We start from the raw sequence: 17348 nt of genomic DNA, 5'->3' as shown, positions 1-17348 counted from the left end.
GGCCATGCCTACAATCGGGCAAACGTTCCGTTCCCGGCCCGTGCCATTGCCGTCAATGGTGATCCGGCCGGGGTAAGCCGACGCCACCGGAGGCCGATAGAGTCAGGCGTTCAATCGGGATTGGCGTTCCTTTCATAGGAAGGTCGATGCTTGGTGCTGCTGGTACGCGCCTCGGGGAGCAGCAGCCGGTGACCCGGGTCAAGGAGTGCCGGCCAGTGAAAAACACCAGATGCTGTGACTGTCGTTCATCAGGACAGCACCATGTCTCTACGAAGGATTGTTTCTACCCTTGCCGTACTGACAGCGGCCGGATGTGCCTTGGTCCATACTCCCAAGGACGGGGAGGGTCAGTCCGCCCACCATCCACCCGCCGCGCCCACGGCGGCAGCGGCTCCGGCGTCGGTGGCACCCGTGGTCCCAGACGGGTTCGACAGGCAGATGAAGGCCATGCAGGACATGCACCGTCGCATGCAATCGGCCAAGACGCAGGCCGAGCGTGCGGCCTTGATGGACGAGCATATGAAGCTAATGCAGTCCGGCATGGCGATGGTTGCGCGGCATGGGCAGCCCCGGCGGTCAAGGTGGCAAGGGGATGCTGCTGCCACAGCCCGCGGCCCCTGGCACCATGCAGGGGATGGAAGGGATGGCCGGCATGATGGACATGCATCGACAGATGGAGCGGCGCATGGCCATGATGGAACAGCTGATGCAAATGGTGGTGGACCGCGAGGCCGGCATGCCCCGCAAGTAGAACGGGAGCAGCCAAGGGGAAGTCGGCTCACGACCCGCAACTGTCCTTGCTGACGGCTCCCGCCGGTCTAGCCTGCGCGGGGCCATCGACGAGATGGCTCTTGCACATTGCTCCTTTTGGCGATGTGCCGCGCCACCATTCCATCTTGCCGAGGTGTTTCGTCTTTCGCTCGTCGCCGCTCACGCTGCCCGTTTTGGGGCTCGAGATGGGGGCTCATCTTTTCGACATCGGTCAAGTGGTCACAGCACGGACGTTGAACTCGAGTCAGATGCTCTTCGCAACACCGGTGATCCTTTGGGTCGGCTGGCCGCTCTTCGAGCGGGCCTGGGCGTCCCTGAAGCGCCGCAACCCGAACATGTTCACAAGGCGCTGCTGGCCCTCGTTCCCGTCGTCATTGGGATAGCGCTGCTCACCTGCGGCGCATGGCTGGTGTGGGGACCCAGCCCAGCGTTGTCCTATGCGCATTGATCACGGGGGTGGCCGTGTGATCATTGCGTGCCCCTGGGCGCTTGACCTGGCCACTCCCATGTCCGGTTCTGCCGGATGTTGCGCATGGTGGCGTGCGAAAGCACGCGCCCGCACGATGCCCATGAGGTCGCCCTTGAGCAAGGTCACCCCCGCGCTCTCCATCGCCACGTCGGTGCCAGTGCCCATCGCAATACCGACATCGGCCGCCGCAAGCGCCGGCGCGTCGTTGACACCGTCGCCGGCCATGGCAACCACGCGGTCCTCGCGACGAAGGCGCTGGACACCATCATGGTGGGCGTGGGCCGCGGTGCGCAGCACGGGGTGTTGATCAAGGATGCGGAGGCATTGGAGCGTATGGAGAAGGTCGATACGCTGGTGGTCGCCAAGACTGCACGCCGACGGAGGGACGTCCCAGCGTCGTGCATATCGAGCCGGCTGCCGGCTTCACAGCGGAGGAACTGCTTCGCACGCTCGCCAGCATAGAACGTGCAAGCGAACACCCGCTTGCCACGGCCATCCTCCAGGCGGCCCAGGAGCGGCAGCTTCCGCTGTCGCCGGTCATGGACTTCGACTCGCCCGTCGGCAAAGGCGTCCTCGGGACGGTGGATGGCGTTGCCGTGCTGTGCGGCGCGGCCAAGTTCCTGGCCGAGCACGGACTCGAGGTGGGGCCGCTGCAGCCCGCGGCAGAGGCGCAACGCGCCAGGTCCGCTACCGTCGTCTTCGTGGCAATGGATGCCAGGCTCGCTGGCTTCGTCGCCATCGCTGATCCCATCAAGCCCACCACGCCAGCGGCCCTGCATGGCCTGCGCAAAGCCGGCGTGCGGATCGTGATGCTGACTGGCGACGGCAGCACCACGGCCGAGGCCGTGGGCCGCGACCTAGGCATCGACGAGGTAGCGGCAGAGGTGTTCCCCGAAGACAAGGCCAACATTGTCCAGCGCCTTCGTCGCGAGGGCCGCGTAGTTGCCATGGCCGGCGACGGTGTCAACGACGCACCGGCGCTCGCGGCGGCCGATGTCGGTATTGCGATGGGCACTGGCACCGACGTGGCGATGGAGAGCGCGGGGGTGACCTTGCTCAAGGGCGACCTCATAGGCATCGTGCGAGCGCGCGTGCTTTCGCACGCCACCATGCGCAACATCCGGCCGAACCTTTTCCTGTCGTTCGCCTACAACGTCGCTGGCATCCCGTTGGCCGCGGGGCTGCTTCGGGCTACTGCTGTCGCCCGTCGTCGCGGCCGCCGCGATGGCGCTGTCGTCCGTGAGCGTCATCGCAAACGCGCAGAGAATGCGGACCATTGACGTCGATTGACCAGATAGGATCACAGAGCTATTACGATAAGTATTCTTATCGTAATAGCCAGTTCGCTGCGCTAAACTGGCCCCCATGAAATCACGCCTGACCCTACCTAACTCCACATCATCCGCCAGCACGGGTATGGATACGGCCCCGACCGATGCCTCCACGGCACTCCCCGATGCCGCGTCCCTGGCCGCGCTGCGTGCCTGGCATGCCGGCCTGAGCTCCCGGCAAGCCGTGGCGCAATACCTGGGGGAGGAGAGGGCGCGCGGCCAATCCTCGCGCGCCGTGCTGGGCGGCATTCGCCGCCGGCTTGCCGCACTGGCACGCGAGCGCGGCCGCGACGATCTGACCGCGTTGTTCGAGATGCCGGCGTCGGAGCGGGTGGCGCAGGGCAGGGCGGCCGACCGTGCTATCGAGGTCCTGCGCACGCTGCCGACGCCACGGCCTGCGATCACCGACGACATCGGCCGCTGGCTACCGGCCCGCGCCGTCGCCGCCTTGCGCGCCCACGGCATCGAGACGCTGGCGGCGTTGACCGTGCGCGTGCCCAGGCGCCGCCGCTGGTGGGCGGCCATCCCGAGGCTGGGCGCTGCCAGCGCCAGGCAGATCGAGGCGTTCTTCGCCGCGCATCCCGAGCTGACCGAACGGGCGCGCGCGTTGATCGTGCAGGAGCGACGCAGCGTCGTCGTGCCATGGGAGCAGTTGCGCCTGCCTCATGAAGTCGACGGCTCGCAAGGGCGGTTTCGCGCACCGCGCGAGAGCTGCACCTTGACCGCGGACAACGACTACGAGGCGGTGCAGGCCTGGCTGGCCCTGCACGAGTCGCCCGCCACTCATCGCACCTACCGCAAGGAAGCGGAACGGCTGATTCTGTGGGCCATCGTCGAGCGTCAGCGGCCGCTGTCGTCGTTGACTACCGAGGACGCCGTCGCCTACCGCGCCTTCCTGCGCCGGCCCACGCCACGAGAGCGGTGGGTCGGGCCGCCACGCCCGCGCTCGTCGCCGGACTGGCGGCCGTTCACCGGTGCGCTGGCCGCACGCTCGGTCGCCCATGCCCTGACCATCGTGGGGGCGATGTTCCGCTGGCTGGTCGAGCAACGCTACGTGCTGGCCAATCCCTTCGCCGGCATCAAGGTGCGCGGCGGCGGCCGCACCGCGGCGCTGGACAATTCGCGCGCCTTTACCGACGGTGAATGGAAGTTGGTGCGGACCATTGCCGACGGGCTTGAATGGTCCCACGGCTGGGAGGCCGCCGCGGCGCAGCGCCTGCGCTTCGTGCTGGATTTTGCCTATGCGACGGGGCTCCGGCCCAGCGAGCTGGTAGGCGTCACGCTCGGGATCTTCGGGTCGACGCAGAAGGCGATGAATGGCTCGAGCTGACCGGGAAGGGAGGGCGCATCGGCAAGGTGGCCTTGCCGCCGTTGGCCCGGCGGGCCTTGGAGCGCTATCTGTCCGAACGCGGTTTGCCCATCAGCCGGCGCTTGTGGCGTCCGGAGATTCGCCTGGTCGGTGACCTGAGCGACGAGTCCGGCTCAGGAATCACGAGCACGCGCCTTTGGCAGGTCGTGAGGCGGTTCTTCAAGCTGGCCGCTGACATCATTGGTTCGGACCATCCTGCGGCTGCGGACAAGCTGCGCCGTGCCAGTCCGCACTGGATGCGGCATACGCACGCCACGCACGCTCTGGATCGGGGCGCCGAGTTGACCATCGTCCGGGACAATCTGCGGCATGCGTCGGTGTCGACGACTTCGGTCTACCTGCATAGCGATGAAGTCAAACGGGCTCGGCAGATCGGAGAGGCATTTGGGGCTTAAATGACACCGCAAGGGCGCCACAGCGGGCTGTACGGACGAACAAGGGGGGCGCAATCTTGCCCTTAGTTGCCGAGCGGTTCTGGCTCAAAACACGGAGTCCTTCAAGCCGAATCCCCTGGTTGGCATCATGGCGATCGTCATGCTGTCGGCGTGCGGCCCCGCCGCGCACAGGGCGATCGCGCGCCGTGCATGGTGACGGCTGCGCAGATCGACGAACTCGAGCATCAGAAAGGCCAAGCAGATGGCCGCCAGCACCAAACCGCCCACGCCGCCGGAAGTCTTGCCATAGGTGAATGCCGCGACGGCCAGGCTGAATATGGTCACGGTGCCGAAGCAAAATGCCCAGAAGCTAGGCGTCACCTGACCTGGTCGGAGCTCGACGTAAGTGGGCCCGGCGGTAAAGCCCAGGTCCTCATTGAACCGCAGATAAGGCCAACCGGAGGCCGCCCAGCGCGCCAGCAACAGCGCTGCCGAATGCTGCGCGATGTAGCGCAGTTGGGCGACCGAAAAGCTCCGGCCATAGGCTGCATACATCCGCCCGCAATCGGCCAGCGTCGGTGCGGCAGGGGCCATCACCTCCCACGCGCGCGCTACCGCATCCGGATTTTGCACACATGGCTCGCGCGCCAGCCAAGACAGTAATTGCACGCCCTGTGACCAGGGCACCGCCGAAGATTCCATGTCCGCCCTCGGTATTGTCTGCCACGCCACGGCAGTGTCCTAAAGTAACTTTGCGTCACTTTACACGACTAGCAAAGAGGCCGACAACTCGGACAGGGGTATCTCGCAGGCGGGGGGCGCGAGCACGTGCAAACGGTAGAGAGAGCACACGGCGCTCCCGGCATAGTCGCCGGCTGTGCCGTCATCGAAACTGCCAGCCTCCGAAAGGTGAGCGCCTAGGGGCGGGTAACAAATTTATGCAAAAACGGGTAACAAATTTATGCAAATTAACGGCCGCGTTGTTTTGCGTAATTTTGTTACTCACACACTGACGGCGTGACGCTGCTTGTCGCTTGCCTAGTAACAAATTTAGTTGAACAAACTTTGCAGAAAATTGTTACTCCGTTGAACGGTTCAACTTAAAGTGTTCTTTGGATGTACGGCGGCCATGTTACATCTTCAGTCTGTCAGGTAGCGTGCGAAGGGGCGTGTCTCCCCGGCAGGTTATTCGTCTGCCAGTTTAAACGTGCCGTCGCCGCTCGCAATAATGCGTTCTGACCTGATCAGCGACGCCAGTCCTTCCAGGACATCGGCTACTTCCATCTCGAGCAGCTTGGCGATTTGGACCGCGTGCAACTTCTTGACGCTTGCACTGACGAGGTCGAGAATCTGGCCTTCGGGCCCCGACTCATAAGGTAGCCAGCTCAGCCGGCGGTGCTTGTCTGCGGTCCTGTCAATCTCAGGTTCCCGCTCTCTTTGCCGTGCAAGAAGTCGGTTCCGCATTTGCTCGTCTTCTTCGGCACTGGCGCGCTGTCTCTCGCGCTCTGCCGCAAGCCGCTGCGGACCTTGAGCAATAAAGGCGTCCATCACCTCGATCGGTCCCTTTCGGAAAGGCACTCCTCGAAATGCGCCGTGCTCATATAGCAGCTGTCGCAACCGTTCACATCGATACGATTCGCTCTCGCAGACGTCGGGTAGGTATTGCGCCTGTTGTTCCGCCGGTATGTCACGGTAGTAACGGCCACCAATCATGACGTAGCGCTCGATGAGGCGGAGCAACAGGTCTTCTCTGCTTAGTTCGTCGGGGTTTCCCATTGCCGCTCACAATGAAAAGAGGGCTGGCTCATCGAGTTAAAAATTGTAACAAATCTGTGCAGAAATCGAGCGGGCGGTGCCGGTGAGCCGGCGGCTATCTGCGGCGCTGCACGCTCACTGGCGCGATCGCGATGACCCGCTCTGCTATGCGTTGGGTTATCTGCGGGGCGTTCGCGCGCCACGAACCAACATGGTCGCGACTGCTACGCAACCATCACACTATAGCGCGCGTGGCCTTCGGCAACTGGTGTGGCGGGCCATGTCCGCGTTTAACGCGTCTCTCACCCTCAATGAGCGTGACCTGGGTCAGTGGTCTGCGCACATACGGCCTGGCGATTTGTCGCATGGTGTCGTGGCACGGGCGCTACCCGAACGATTGCGCGGCAAAGATGGTCCGCTGCAAATTACCGTGCGACAGCGACTTCGGCGCTGACTGGACGAGGCCGTCAGCGATCAGGTGTCATGCTCGGCGAACAGTTCCAGCCAGCCCGCGAGCCGATGGGACTGACACGCCTGCGCTAGTTGCCCGAGATTCCGCCAGAGCGTTGTGAAGGGGAGGTGTTGCTGGTTAGCGAGCTGCTCGATGGCGAGAATCAGCAGTGAAAGCGGCGTCTCATCCAGCAGGTGCCCGAGATGAGGGAACCACTCGGACACCACGCGGCCTTCGGCCAGCATGGAGGCCAGCACGTCCGACGGCAAAGAACCGCGGTAGCTGACGCTAGCTGTGCGGGCAGCCATGTCGAGCCAGGGGCGCGGTGCCAAGGGTTGCAGCGTCGAGATGTCGAGTCCTAACACGCGCACAATGCCGAGCGGGTCATCGGGGTCAGCAGCCACGGCCAAGAACCTCGCTTGGCGTGCGGACAGCTGCAGCGCCATCCGGCGCGCCGTCACCGCAGCCTGTTGCGCCGGCGTCAGCGCGAAAACGAAGTTAGTCATGCCAGTTAAGCGGTGAGGGTAGCCATAGTATTACAGGTCCGTCACGCTGCACCCACCGTTCCCCGTGGGCTGGTACCTTGGTTCCGAATCCGCCCATACAGTGGGGCTGTGCGGGTTGGGCGAGGCGGCCCAGGCGCGATGTAGCCGCGCCGGTTCGCTTCTGTGGGGTGGCGCACACACGTGCGCCAATATGGCGTTGATCCACGCAGCGCCGCATAGCGACTTTTCGGCGGGTTCGAACGTGTCCTAATGGCTGTGCCTATGGTGCGTGTCCGGATAATGCGGATGCCGATGGATCAGCACCTCATGCCGATGCCAATGGCGGTGCGGTTCGGCCCCTTCCCACGGAAAGTCATGCTCATGTTGATGGTGCGCGTCGTGCCGGTGGGCATGGCTGTGCTCGAGCGGGTCATGGGTATGCTCATGCTCGTGCCGTTCCCGGAGGTGCAACCAGATGCCGAGTGCCATCAAAGCTGCGGCAAGCCAGAACGTGACGCCTGGCACGTCGGGCCATATCGCCAGCGATATGACGACGCCAAATACCGGCGCAATCGAAAAATAGGCGCCGGTCCGCGCAGTGCCCAGCCAGCGCAAGGCTATGACGAACAGGGCGAGACTGACGCCGTATCCCGCGAAGCCCACGACCATGGCAGCCAGTGTGCTCGCAAACGGCGGCAGATCCGCGCCGGTGGCAAATGCCAAGCTTGTATTGCAGACGCCGGCTACCAGTCCCTTCAGGCAGGCAATGACCAGCGCGTCGTTGTTGGAAACCTTGCGTGTGAGGTTGTTGTCGACGGCCCAGCAAAGGCACGCTGCCACGACCAGAATCGCCCCCGATGCGAATCTGACTTCGCCCGGCTGCCACGAGAGCAGGAGCCCGCCCGCCACGATCGCGACCATCCCTAGAACGATCTGACGATCGGCGTTTTCCTTGAAGACCACCCAGGCAATCACGGCGGTCAACACTCCTTCAACGTTCAGCAGCAGCGACGCGGTCGCGGCGCTTGTCTCGTTCAGGCCCGTCATCAATAGGGCCGGGCCGGCGACGCCCCCGGCAATAATCGCGGCAAGCAGCCACGGCCACTCTGCGGGGGGAATGGCAAGCGTGCCGCCTTCGGCGCTTTGACGCGCACCAAAGAGTCGGCGGGCACCAATTGCGATGAGCAGGCCGATTCCGCTGCCCAAGTAAAGCAGTCCCGCCAACATCAGCGGCGATATTCCCCCGGTCAAAGCCTTGGCCAGCGGAGTGCTGGCTCCAAAAAGTATCGCGGCAGCGAGCGCCGGGGATGCTAAGCGTAGTGACATGGCGTATTGCGGTTGGCATAGCGGAATGGCATTGTCGCGCGCATCCGACAATTGAGGCGACCAGGTGATTGGGCGGCCCTTTACGCGGCAGGGGTGCGCCAATGACGCCGGCATATTCCTGTAGAATCCGGCGCATGTCGCGAATTGTTGCCATCCTTTTGATGCTGATGCTCCCGCTGCAGGCTCTCGCTGCAGTGGAGCGGCAATTCGCGCATGCGTCCGGCCCGGTGCTGGACCATATGGTTGTCCACGCCGAGCACGTGCCGCATCATCATGACGACGATGGCGATATCCACGAGGACGACTCCAGCGCCTCGGCGTCACACCAGTTGGACTTCGAGCTCGCCTCGAACCTCTTGGGAACGGTAAGCCTGGCTTACTCGCTTCCCGTCCTGCCGCCGCGTTACCAGACGCCCCTGTTTGACGGCGCTGTGATACCGGATCCTACCGGCACACCACCATTACGCCCACCTCACGCTCCTGTCTGACGACGGGGTAGCGTTCGTTTGTTCGTCTGCTGCGACGCCTTTTTACGGGTCGCGCCCCGTCGCATTGCTTCTTCAAGCCATTCGCGTTGGGGTTTTTCATGCAGAGATCATTTCTACTTCTGGTGGCAGCGCTCGTGCTGTCGCCCCTTACATACGCCCAAGCGCCCGCTGAGCGATCCGCGCCAGCGGACCTGCAGTCCCTGTTCGAGGTCGCATGGGAGCGTTCGGTCGCGCTCCAGACGGCCGAGGGGCGGCGACAGGAGGCCGCTGCAAGTCGTATTCAGGCGGATTCGCTGATCGCCGGACCTCCCGTCGCCGACCTGCGTCATCGTGGGGACCGGTTCACGGACGGGCGGGGCGTTCGAGAAAGCGAAGTCGCGCTTGGCGTGCCTATCTGGCTGCCGGGTCAGCGAGCGGCGAGGGGCGAGCTCGCTGACGCCCAGCTGGCGGAGGCGGATGCCAGAGCGAGACTTGCCAGGCTGGCCGTTGCCGGCGAATTGCGGGATCGGGTCTGGCAGCTTGCGGCGGCTGCGGCCGAGCAGGAAGTGTTGCGCCGACGCGTGCTAAACGCCACATCTTTGCGCGACGATGTGGCACGACGGGTTTCCGCCGGCGATCTTGCCCGGACCGATCTGCTGCTAGCGGATCAGGATCTTCTCGCCACGCGCGCGTTGTTGACCGACAGCCAGGCACGGATGACCGAACTGTCAACACGGCTGTTCCAATTGACCGGTGCCTCCGCGCTGCCGCTGCGCTACGAGGAGCGACCTGCCATGCCCGAGGCCGTCTCGGCCCACCCATCGCTGGAAGCCGCCGCCGGAGGCCTGCTCCGCGCGCAACGACAACTCGGGTATCTGCAGAAGTCCCGCCGGGACGCTCCGGAGGTAGGGGTCTCCTATCGCCGTGATGCGGCCGGTGGCGGCGCGCCGTCCGACCAGACCGTGGGCGTGTTCATTCGGATTCCGTTTGCGACGGACGCCCGCAATCTGCCAAGGGAAACTGCCGCTCAGACCGAAGTCATGACCGCACGCGCGGAGCGGGAGCGCATGGAGCGCGTGGTGCAGTCCGAAGCGGAGGCATCGCGACAGGCTCTCACGCTGGTGGAGCAGCAGCTCAAGCTCAGTGAGCAGCGCAGCGCGATGCTCGCCGAGCGCGCGGTCCTCCTGCGCAAGACCTTCGATGCAGGCGAAATCGGCCTGACCGAGGTATTGCGCGCACAAAACCAGGCGCTGGAAGCCGAAGCCGACGCAGCGCGACAGCGCGCGCGGCGCGGCGCTGCCATCGCCAATCTCAATCAGGCTCTGGGAGTATTGCCATGAATCGTTGCCTCATCGCGCTTGTGCTGCTGTTCGGATGCGGCCTTGGATACGCAGCCCCCGGCGCGCACGGCCCAAGTGGCGAACATCTTGACGCCCCGGCCGCAACTTCGGCCGGGACCACAAGGCCGACCATCGAAGCAAACACCGAAGCGTTCGAGCTAGTCGGGACGCTCTACGACGATGAGTTATCCATACTCGTCGATCGCTATGCGACCAACGAGCCAGTGACAGCAGGCACGCTAGAGGTCGAGCTAGGGGAAATCAAGGCGCAGGCCAAGCTGCATGCCGATTTGGGGGACTTTTCCTTCACCGATGCGGCACTGCTGAAGGCGCTGCAGGCACCGGGGCAGCATGCGCTCGTCTTTACGCTGGTTGCCGGCGCCGAATCCGATCTGATCGAGGGGCGTATCACCGTTGGTGGCGACGAACACGGCCACGACCACGTTGCCTGGAAGCCCTGGGCCGGCGCTGCGATCGCAGTGGTCCTCGCACTGGGGCTGTTCGTCATGATCCGCCGGTATCGCCGTCGGACTGGCGCGATGAACCGATAGGCCGACATCACATGAAAAACACGACATTCTGCCGGGCGCTGCTGGTGGCCGCCGCCGCGGCCCAATTCAGCGCCATCGTTCCCGCCTGGGCCGCTCCGGGCGCCCATGGTCCCGACGGCGAGCATCTTGACGGACCCGCGCCAACTGCAGCGGCCGGGCTCGCGCGGCTTCCTGATGGCAGCGTGCAGGTGCCCAAGCTGGCGCAGCGCCGGATGGCCATTCGTACCATCATGCCGCAAGCTGGCGAGCATCCTGTGTCGCTGGAGCTCAATGCGACTGTGGTGATGGACCCGAACGCGGGTGGCCGCTTGCAGGCCGGACACCCCGGCTGGCTTGAGGCGCCGCCGGGCGGATTCCCTGTGCTGGGCCAGCGTGTGCGAAAGGGCGACGTCATGGCGGTGTTGCGGCACAAGAACGAACCTTTCGACATCGGCAATCAGCAAGCTCAACTGGCAAACCTGAGCGCGAATTTGAAGCTCGCGCAACAGCGCCTGCAGCGGCTGGAGTCGCTGCAGGACAGCATCCCCCGCAAGGACATCGAAGCTGCACGCGCCGAAGTCCAGAGCCTGTCCGGTCAGCGCGCCGCCGTGGGAACCAGCCTGCATCAGACCGATGCGCTGCGCGCGCCGGCGAGCGGCATTGTCGCCTCGGCCAACGTCGTCGCAGGTCAAGTCGCCGCAAGTGATGACGTCTTGTATGAAATCGTCGACCCGACCCGCTTGATGGTGGAGGCCCAGAGCGCCGACGCCTCGCTCGCTGGCCGGATCCGGGATGGAGCCCTGGCAAACGTGCAGGGCGGGGCGTTGCAGTTTGTCGGCGCGGGCCGCAGCTTGCGCAACGGCGCGGTACCGCTGACGTTCCGGCTTGCCGGCCAGACGTCGCTCCCTCTTGCGGTCGGGCAACCCGTGACCGTCGTTGCGCACCTGACCGACACGGTGAAGGGAATTGTGCTGCCAAGCGAAGCGGTGGTCCGCGGGCAGAACAATGAGACCAGTGTCTGGATCAAGTCCGGGACCCAGCGCTTTATCGCACAGCCCGTCCAGGTACGTGTCCTGGATGCGCGCAATGTCGTCGTGGTTGACGGTCTGTCCCCCGAGAACCGCGTGGTGGTCAGCGGTGCCTCGTTGATCAACCAGATTCGGTAGGGGCGGGCATGTTCAACTGGATAGTTCGTGCCAGCCTCGGCAACCGGCTGGTGGTGCTGGCCCTGGCTACGATTTTGATGGCGTTCGGGGCCATGACGGCCTGGCGTACGCCCGTGGATGTGTTTCCGGACCTCAACAAGCCCCTGGTGACGGTGATCACGGAGGCAGGCGGCATGGCGCCCCAGGAGGTCGAGTTGCTGGTGTCCTTTCCCATCGAAACCGCGCTCAATGGCATGCCTGGCGTGACGCGAGTGCGTTCGGTCTCCGGCGTGGGACTGTCGATTGTCTATGCCGAATTCGATTGGGGGAGCGACGTCTATCGCAACCGGCAATTGGTGTCGGAGCGCCTGGCGCTGGTGCGGGAACAATTGCCCGGTGGACTGACGCCCATCATGGGGCCGGTTTCGTCCATCATGGGCGAGATCATGCTCATCGCCTTGCCGATCGACGCTCAGAGCGTCAGCCCGATGGTGGCACGCGAGTACGCCGATTTCGTTCTGCGCCCGCGGCTGCTGTCGGTGCCGGGCGTATCACAGGTGATTCCCATTGGCGGCGAAGTCCGTCAGCTTCGGGTTGAACCGGACACTGCACGGATGGCGCAGTTCGGTATCTCGCTCGGCCAGTTGTCCGACGCGCTGCGGGACTTCGCCAGCAACAGCAGTGGCGGCTTCATCGACCTGAACGGCCGGGAATATCTGATTCGCAACCTGGGCCGTACGACGCGCCTGGATGATCTCGGCGGGCTGGCCGTCGCATATCGCGATGGTGCCCCGGTGCTGCTCCAGCAGGTCGCCAGTGTGCGCCATGCCCCCGCGGTCAAACGCGGCGACGCCGGGTTCAACGGCAAGCCGGCCGTTATTGTCAGTGTGCAAAAGCAACCGGACGCCGATACCGTCAAGCTGACACGCGAACTGGAAGCGGCGCTGGCCGAGCTCAAGCAGGGCATGCCCAAGGGCCTGGAAGCGCCGCGCGTGCTGTTCCGGCAAGCGGATTTCATCGAGGCTTCCATCGGTAATGTGGTTGAGGCACTGCGCGACGGCGCCATCATGGTCGCGATCATCCTCTTTGCCTTCCTGCTCAGTGCTCGCACGACCGCCATTTCTCTGATCGCCATTCCGCTGTCCCTGGCCGTGACGGCGCTGGCCTTTCACGTGTTGGGCCAGTCGATCAACGTGATGACGCTGGGGGGCTTGGCCATCGCCATTGGCGAATTGGTCGACGATGCGGTGGTCGATGTGGAGAACATCCTGCGCCGGCTCAAGCAGCGCAAGACCATGACGGAGGCGCCTGCGGTACTGGAGACGATCTGGCGCGCGTCCGTGGAGGTGCGCTCGGGCATCGTCTATGCCACGTTGATCGTCGTCCTGGTGTTCGTGCCGCTGTTTGCGCTACCAGGCATCGAGGGCCGGTTGTTCGCGCCATTGGGCGTGGCCTATATCGTGTCCATCCTTGCGTCGATGCTGGTGTCGATGACCGTCACACCGGTGCTGTCCTACTACCTGCTTCCCGGCATGAAGCGCCTGGACCATCCCGATAGTCCCTTGGTGCGATGGCTCAAGCGGGTCGATACGCGCGTGCTGAACTGGTCGTTTCCGCGTGCCCGGGTCATTCTCGCTGGCGCCGGGATCGCCGCGCTTATCGCGGCGGCATCGATACCGTGGCTTCCGCGGGCCTTCCTGCCGGCTTTCAACGAGGGCTCGCTGGTCATGTCCCTGATGTTCAATCCGGGCACATCGCTGACGGAGGCGAACCGCATGGGCGCCTTGGCCGAATCGCTGATTCGCCAGGTACCGGAAGTCACGCAGGTGGGCCGCCGTACTGGCCGCGCGGAGCTCGACGAGCATGCCGAAGGGGTGCATTCGTCCGAGATCGATGTCGACCTGAAGCGTTCCGATCGCAGCCGCGAGGAAGTCATGGCCGCCATCCGCGCACAACTCTCCTCGCTGCCTGCATCCGTCGCCATCGGGCAGCCGATCTCTCATCGCCTGGACCATCTGCTGTCGGGCGTGCGGGCGCAGATCGCCCTGAAGATCTACGGCGACGACCTCGATACCCTGCGGGGCTTGGCGGAATCCGTCCGCGGTCGCCTGGCGCAGGTGCCCGGCCTGGTCGACATCACGGTCGAGAGACAGGTATTGATTCCACAGGTGAACGTGCGCCTGGATTATCGAAAGGCCGCGCAGTATGGCATCACGCCCGGCGATGCGCTGGGCGCCATGCAGACGCTCTCCGAAGGCGCACGGGCATCCCAGGTTATCGAGGGCGTGAGACGTCATGATCTCGTTGTGCGGCTGGCCGAAACGCAGCGCACGCCACAGGATCTGGCGCGCATCATGATCCAGTCGCCACGCGGGCCCGTGCCGCTGGCCGCCATCGCATCGGTGGAAGAGGGCGATGGCCCCAATCAGATCGGCCGGGAAAATGGCCGGCGACGAATCGTCGTCTACGCCAATACCGACGGCTCCGACATGGGCCGCATCATCGCCGGAGTACGGGGCGCGGTCGCGCAGTCCAGTCTGCCGGGCGGGTACTTCGTCAGCATCGAGGGGCAATTCCAGGCGCAGGAGCTGGCTACGCAGCTGATTGCTCTCCTGGCCGTCATGTCATTGGCGTTGATCTACCTGGTGTTGTATTCCCGATATCGCGCGCATCGGCTGACGCTGATCATCATGGCCAACATACCTTTCGCGCTGATTGGCAGCGTCATTGCGATGTGGGCCGCGGGCCTGACGTTGTCCGTCGCATCGATGGTCGGTTTCATCACGCTGACCGGCATCGCGACGCGCAATGGCATTCTCAAGGTCAGCCATTACATCAATCTTTGCCGGCTCGAAGGGGAGTCGTTCGGCATGCCGATGATCGTCAGAGGCTCGCTGGAGCGTCTGACCCCGGTGCTCATGACCGCTCTCGTGGCGGCATTCGCTCTGACGCCGCTATTGGTGGCGGCCGATGCGCCCGGCAAGGAGATCTTGCATCCGGTGGCCGTCGTGATCTTCGGGGGGCTGGTCAGCTCGACCTTGCTGGACACCGTGCTGACGCCGCTGGCGGTATGGCTGTTCGGGCGTGAATCCATCGAAGAACTCGCCGGCCAAGCCGGCACGCACGCCTATTGAAATGGGTCAGGGCGGCGCCCTCGAGCCGCCCACTGTTTTTTGGAGTGGACTATGAACCAACGCATTGCCGCGGCGCTGGCCGCAATCTGCATCTCGATCTCGGGCACGGCGATGGCGCACGGCGCTAAGCCGGCGCAGTACGGCGGCGTCGTGCAGACGGCGAGCGATATGCAGTTCGAACTGGTGGCAAAGGACGGCAACGTCAGCCTGTACGTGGACGACCATGACCAGAAGAAGTCGGTCGCGGGCGCGAGCGGCAAGCTGACGGTGCTCAATGGCAGCAAGAAGAGCGAGACGGCGCTCAAGCCCGCGGAAGGAAATGTGCTGGTGGGCGCCGAACAAATCGCCGTGGCTCCCGGTGCGAAGGTGGTGGCAAATGTCGCCTTTGCCGATGGCAAAACCGTAACCGTCAGGTTCGCGGTGAAGTAAGCCTCCGCGCTTGAGGAGGTGGCCATCCCTCCTTGCGAAGGGATGGCCAAATGCGTCTTCGGTGCTACCTTACCGTCAAATCAACACTAGACGGACGGAGACATCATGCTGCGCAGCGCCATTGTTCTTATCTTTGCGGTCCTCGGTTTCGCGTCTACTGCGGCGTGGTCGCATAGCGGCGGCACCGATCGAAATGGCTGCCATATGGACCACAAGACTGGCATTCGACATTGCCATTGATCTCGCAGCAGGCTGCCAGCTGCTGCGTTCAGATGCGTTGCGCTGGTGGCCAGTTGTGCGTCTCCGATTGGCAATCCCTGCACCAGGCGTACAGCGCATCGTAGAGAACCACGCCATGGCGAAGCATCTCGTGATCGTCGGCAAAGCGCCGCGATAAACCGAGCGAGATGGCATAAAGTCCCGCCGACTGTGGCGTGAGGTCCAGCCTCGATGTGTCCGCGCCACGCACGATGGCGGCAAGCTGCTGCAGGGCCGGCTCGGCTAATCCGTACTTATCGAGAAAGGCATCGAAGCTGCAATGGTCGCCGACATGCGACAACTCCACATCGGGCACATCATATGGAACGGCGCCAGTGCTTTGTGCAACAGCCAATACGTCGGCCGGCGGCACATACAAAAACTCAGGCGTCTCATCGATATAGCGGGCGATCAGCCAAGGACAGGCAATGCGGTCGATCTTTGGCCTTTCGCGGGTGACCCATTTCATGGTCGTCTCCTCATGGGTACGGGTGCCTGGCCGCCCGCATCAGGGTTTCAGGACCGCAGCAGCGGATACACCAGGAGACCCACTGCCGCGGCGCCAGCGACAATCGCCGGTTCCGGCAACTTCTTGAATCGCCAAAGCAGCAGCACGGTCACGATCGCCAACACCAGTGTGGGTGCATCGATAATGGAACGTTTAGCCAGCACAACGACGGCGCCCGTGATGGCCCCGACTGCGGCGGCTGTCACGCCGTCCACGAAGGCGACAATGGCAGGCAGCTTCCCGTACTTCTTGAAGTAGGGCGCCGGAATCACGGTGAACAGATAGCACGGCAGGAAGGTGGCCAACGAAGCGACGATGGCCCCGGGAAGCCCAGCCACCAGATAGCCGATAAAGCCCACCGTGATGACGACGGGACCCGGCGTAATCATCGCCACCGCTACCGCATCGACGAACTGCTTTTCGTTGAGCCATTGATGCTCGGTCACGACGCCGCCGTACAGGAACGGAACGATGGCAAGGCCCGAGCCGAAGACGAAGGCGCCAGCCTTGGCAAAGAACAACCCAATCTGCGTCAGCAACGGCAAATCGAAGTTGGTCAAAATTCCCGAGCCCGGCGCAATTTGCCACGCAGCAGCGATCGGCATGCCACCTTGTTTGAACCACTTCGGCGGCGCGCGCCAGAACCACACGAGGACGCCGGCGGCAATGAACAGCCACGCGATCTCTGATTCCGTGATGATGGTGACCGCGACCAGGACGGCATAGATGGTCCAGAGCAAGGGGTCACCGCCAACACTCTTGCGCGTCAGCTTGTACGCACTGATCGCGATAATTCCGATCACCGCGGCACCCACGCCGTAGAAGACCGACTGCATCCACGTCAGGCCGCCAAAGCGCACGTATGCCCAACCCAGCGCCAACACCATGAGGAAGGACGGAAGCACAAAGGCGATGCCGACCAGGGTCGCGCCGGCAATACGGTAGTGGACAAAACCGAGATAGATGGCAAGCTGTGCTGCCAGCGGGCCGGGCGCCAATTGGGCCAGGGCCAGTCCTTCCTTGTAGTCGGCCTCGGTGAACCAGTTGCGCGACTCGACAAGGTCGCGATGCATATAGCCAGCCAACGCCACGGGGCCGCCAAAGCCCAGGGTGCCCAGGCGCAGCATGTACGCCACCAGTTGCCACAGGGTGTAAGACCCCCCTGAGGGGGACGGAACGGTAGTGCGATCGGCTTTCATTGGTGCA

At 64.0% G+C, this 17348-nt stretch carries 14 protein-coding genes and 3 pseudogenes; 10 read left to right on the top strand and 7 right to left on the bottom strand.

From position 1 onward, the window contains the following. Positions 1-592: 592 nt before the first annotated feature. Positions 593-751, top strand: a complete 159-nt coding sequence (locus KZ686_RS11560) for a hypothetical protein (protein ID WP_265632432.1) — start codon at positions 593-595, stop codon at positions 749-751. 533 nt (positions 752-1284) lie between these two features. On the opposite strand, the pseudogene KZ686_RS11555 reads toward KZ686_RS11560, so the two are convergent. Next, positions 1285-1477, bottom strand: a pseudogene (locus KZ686_RS11555) (HAD hydrolase family protein); the annotation flags it as partial. Between the two features lie 27 nt (positions 1478-1504). Between KZ686_RS11555 and KZ686_RS11550 the strand changes: the two are divergent. Together KZ686_RS11550 and KZ686_RS11545 are read left to right on the top strand one after the other, a co-directional pair. Then, positions 1505-2530 (top strand): annotated as a pseudogene (locus KZ686_RS11550) (HAD-IC family P-type ATPase); the annotation flags it as partial. Positions 2531-2605: 75 nt separating this feature from the next. After that, positions 2606-4335 (top strand): annotated as a pseudogene (locus tag KZ686_RS11545) (phage integrase family protein). 84 nt (positions 4336-4419) lie between these two features. Here KZ686_RS11545 and KZ686_RS11540 read toward each other — a convergent pair. The 4 genes from KZ686_RS11540 to KZ686_RS11525 form a co-directional block, all read right to left on the bottom strand. After that, the gene (locus KZ686_RS11540) at positions 4420-5016 is read right to left on the bottom strand and encodes a hypothetical protein (RefSeq protein ID WP_174781663.1); all 597 of its coding nucleotides are present in this window, start codon (positions 5014-5016) and stop codon (positions 4420-4422) included. Between the two features lie 483 nt (positions 5017-5499). Then, the gene (locus KZ686_RS11535) at positions 5500-6054 is read right to left on the bottom strand and encodes a hypothetical protein (protein ID WP_147309056.1); all 555 of its coding nucleotides are present in this window, start codon (positions 6052-6054) and stop codon (positions 5500-5502) included. 489 nt (positions 6055-6543) lie between these two features. Continuing rightward, a complete protein-coding gene (locus tag KZ686_RS11530) occupies positions 6544-7026 on the bottom strand; it encodes a hypothetical protein (RefSeq protein ID WP_053821809.1) in 483 nt (160 codons plus the stop codon). A gap of 246 nt (positions 7027-7272) precedes the next feature. Next, entirely contained in the window at positions 7273-8331 is a 1059-nt protein-coding gene (locus KZ686_RS11525) for a DMT family transporter (protein ID WP_053821810.1), read from the bottom strand. A 134-nt stretch (positions 8332-8465) separates the two neighbouring features. Here KZ686_RS11525 and KZ686_RS11520 point away from each other — a divergent pair, with 134 nt between their 5' ends. The 7 genes from KZ686_RS11520 (at position 8466) to KZ686_RS25505 (ending at position 15616) form a co-directional block, all read left to right on the top strand. Further along, positions 8466-8819, top strand: a complete 354-nt coding sequence (locus KZ686_RS11520) for a hypothetical protein (protein WP_053821811.1) — start codon at positions 8466-8468, stop codon at positions 8817-8819. 98 nt (positions 8820-8917) lie between these two features. Beyond that, on the top strand, positions 8918-10138 hold the full coding sequence (locus KZ686_RS11515; RefSeq protein ID WP_061959896.1) for a TolC family protein: 1221 nt from the start codon (positions 8918-8920) through the stop codon (positions 10136-10138). Continuing rightward, positions 10135-10689, top strand: coding sequence for a hypothetical protein (locus KZ686_RS11510; RefSeq protein WP_053821813.1), 555 nt, complete (start codon positions 10135-10137; stop codon positions 10687-10689). The genes KZ686_RS11515 and KZ686_RS11510 overlap by 4 nt, the downstream gene beginning before the upstream one ends. An 11-nt stretch (positions 10690-10700) precedes the next feature. Beyond that, complete coding sequence (locus KZ686_RS11505) at positions 10701-11834, top strand: efflux RND transporter periplasmic adaptor subunit (protein ID WP_053821814.1); 1134 nt, start codon at positions 10701-10703, stop codon at positions 11832-11834. A gap of 8 nt (positions 11835-11842) precedes the next feature. Continuing rightward, positions 11843-14947, top strand: a complete 3105-nt coding sequence (locus tag KZ686_RS11500) for an efflux RND transporter permease subunit (RefSeq protein WP_053821815.1) — start codon at positions 11843-11845, stop codon at positions 14945-14947. 51 nt (positions 14948-14998) lie between these two features. Further along, a complete protein-coding gene (locus KZ686_RS11495) occupies positions 14999-15376 on the top strand; it encodes a hypothetical protein (RefSeq protein WP_053821816.1) in 378 nt (125 codons plus the stop codon). A gap of 105 nt (positions 15377-15481) precedes the next feature. Beyond that, the gene (locus KZ686_RS25505; protein WP_099047658.1) at positions 15482-15616 is read left to right on the top strand and encodes a YHYH domain-containing protein; all 135 of its coding nucleotides are present in this window, start codon (positions 15482-15484) and stop codon (positions 15614-15616) included. A 28-nt stretch (positions 15617-15644) separates the two neighbouring features. On the opposite strand, the gene KZ686_RS11490 is transcribed toward KZ686_RS25505, so the two are convergent. After that, a complete protein-coding gene (locus tag KZ686_RS11490; protein ID WP_115737187.1) occupies positions 15645-16103 on the bottom strand; it encodes a chromate resistance protein ChrB domain-containing protein in 459 nt (152 codons plus the stop codon). Between the two features lie 47 nt (positions 16104-16150). Next, positions 16151-17341: a chromate transporter gene (locus KZ686_RS11485; protein ID WP_053821818.1), complete on the bottom strand. Its 1191-nt coding sequence runs from the start codon at positions 17339-17341 to the stop codon at positions 16151-16153. Positions 17342-17348: the final 7 nt, after the last annotated feature.

The organism is Cupriavidus cauae (genome assembly GCF_026210475.1).
GTDB classification, from domain to species: Bacteria; Pseudomonadota; Gammaproteobacteria; order Burkholderiales; family Burkholderiaceae; genus Cupriavidus; species Cupriavidus cauae.
The sequence above is the reverse complement of the archived record's forward strand: the minus strand, read 5'-3'. Positions and strand labels throughout refer to the sequence as shown.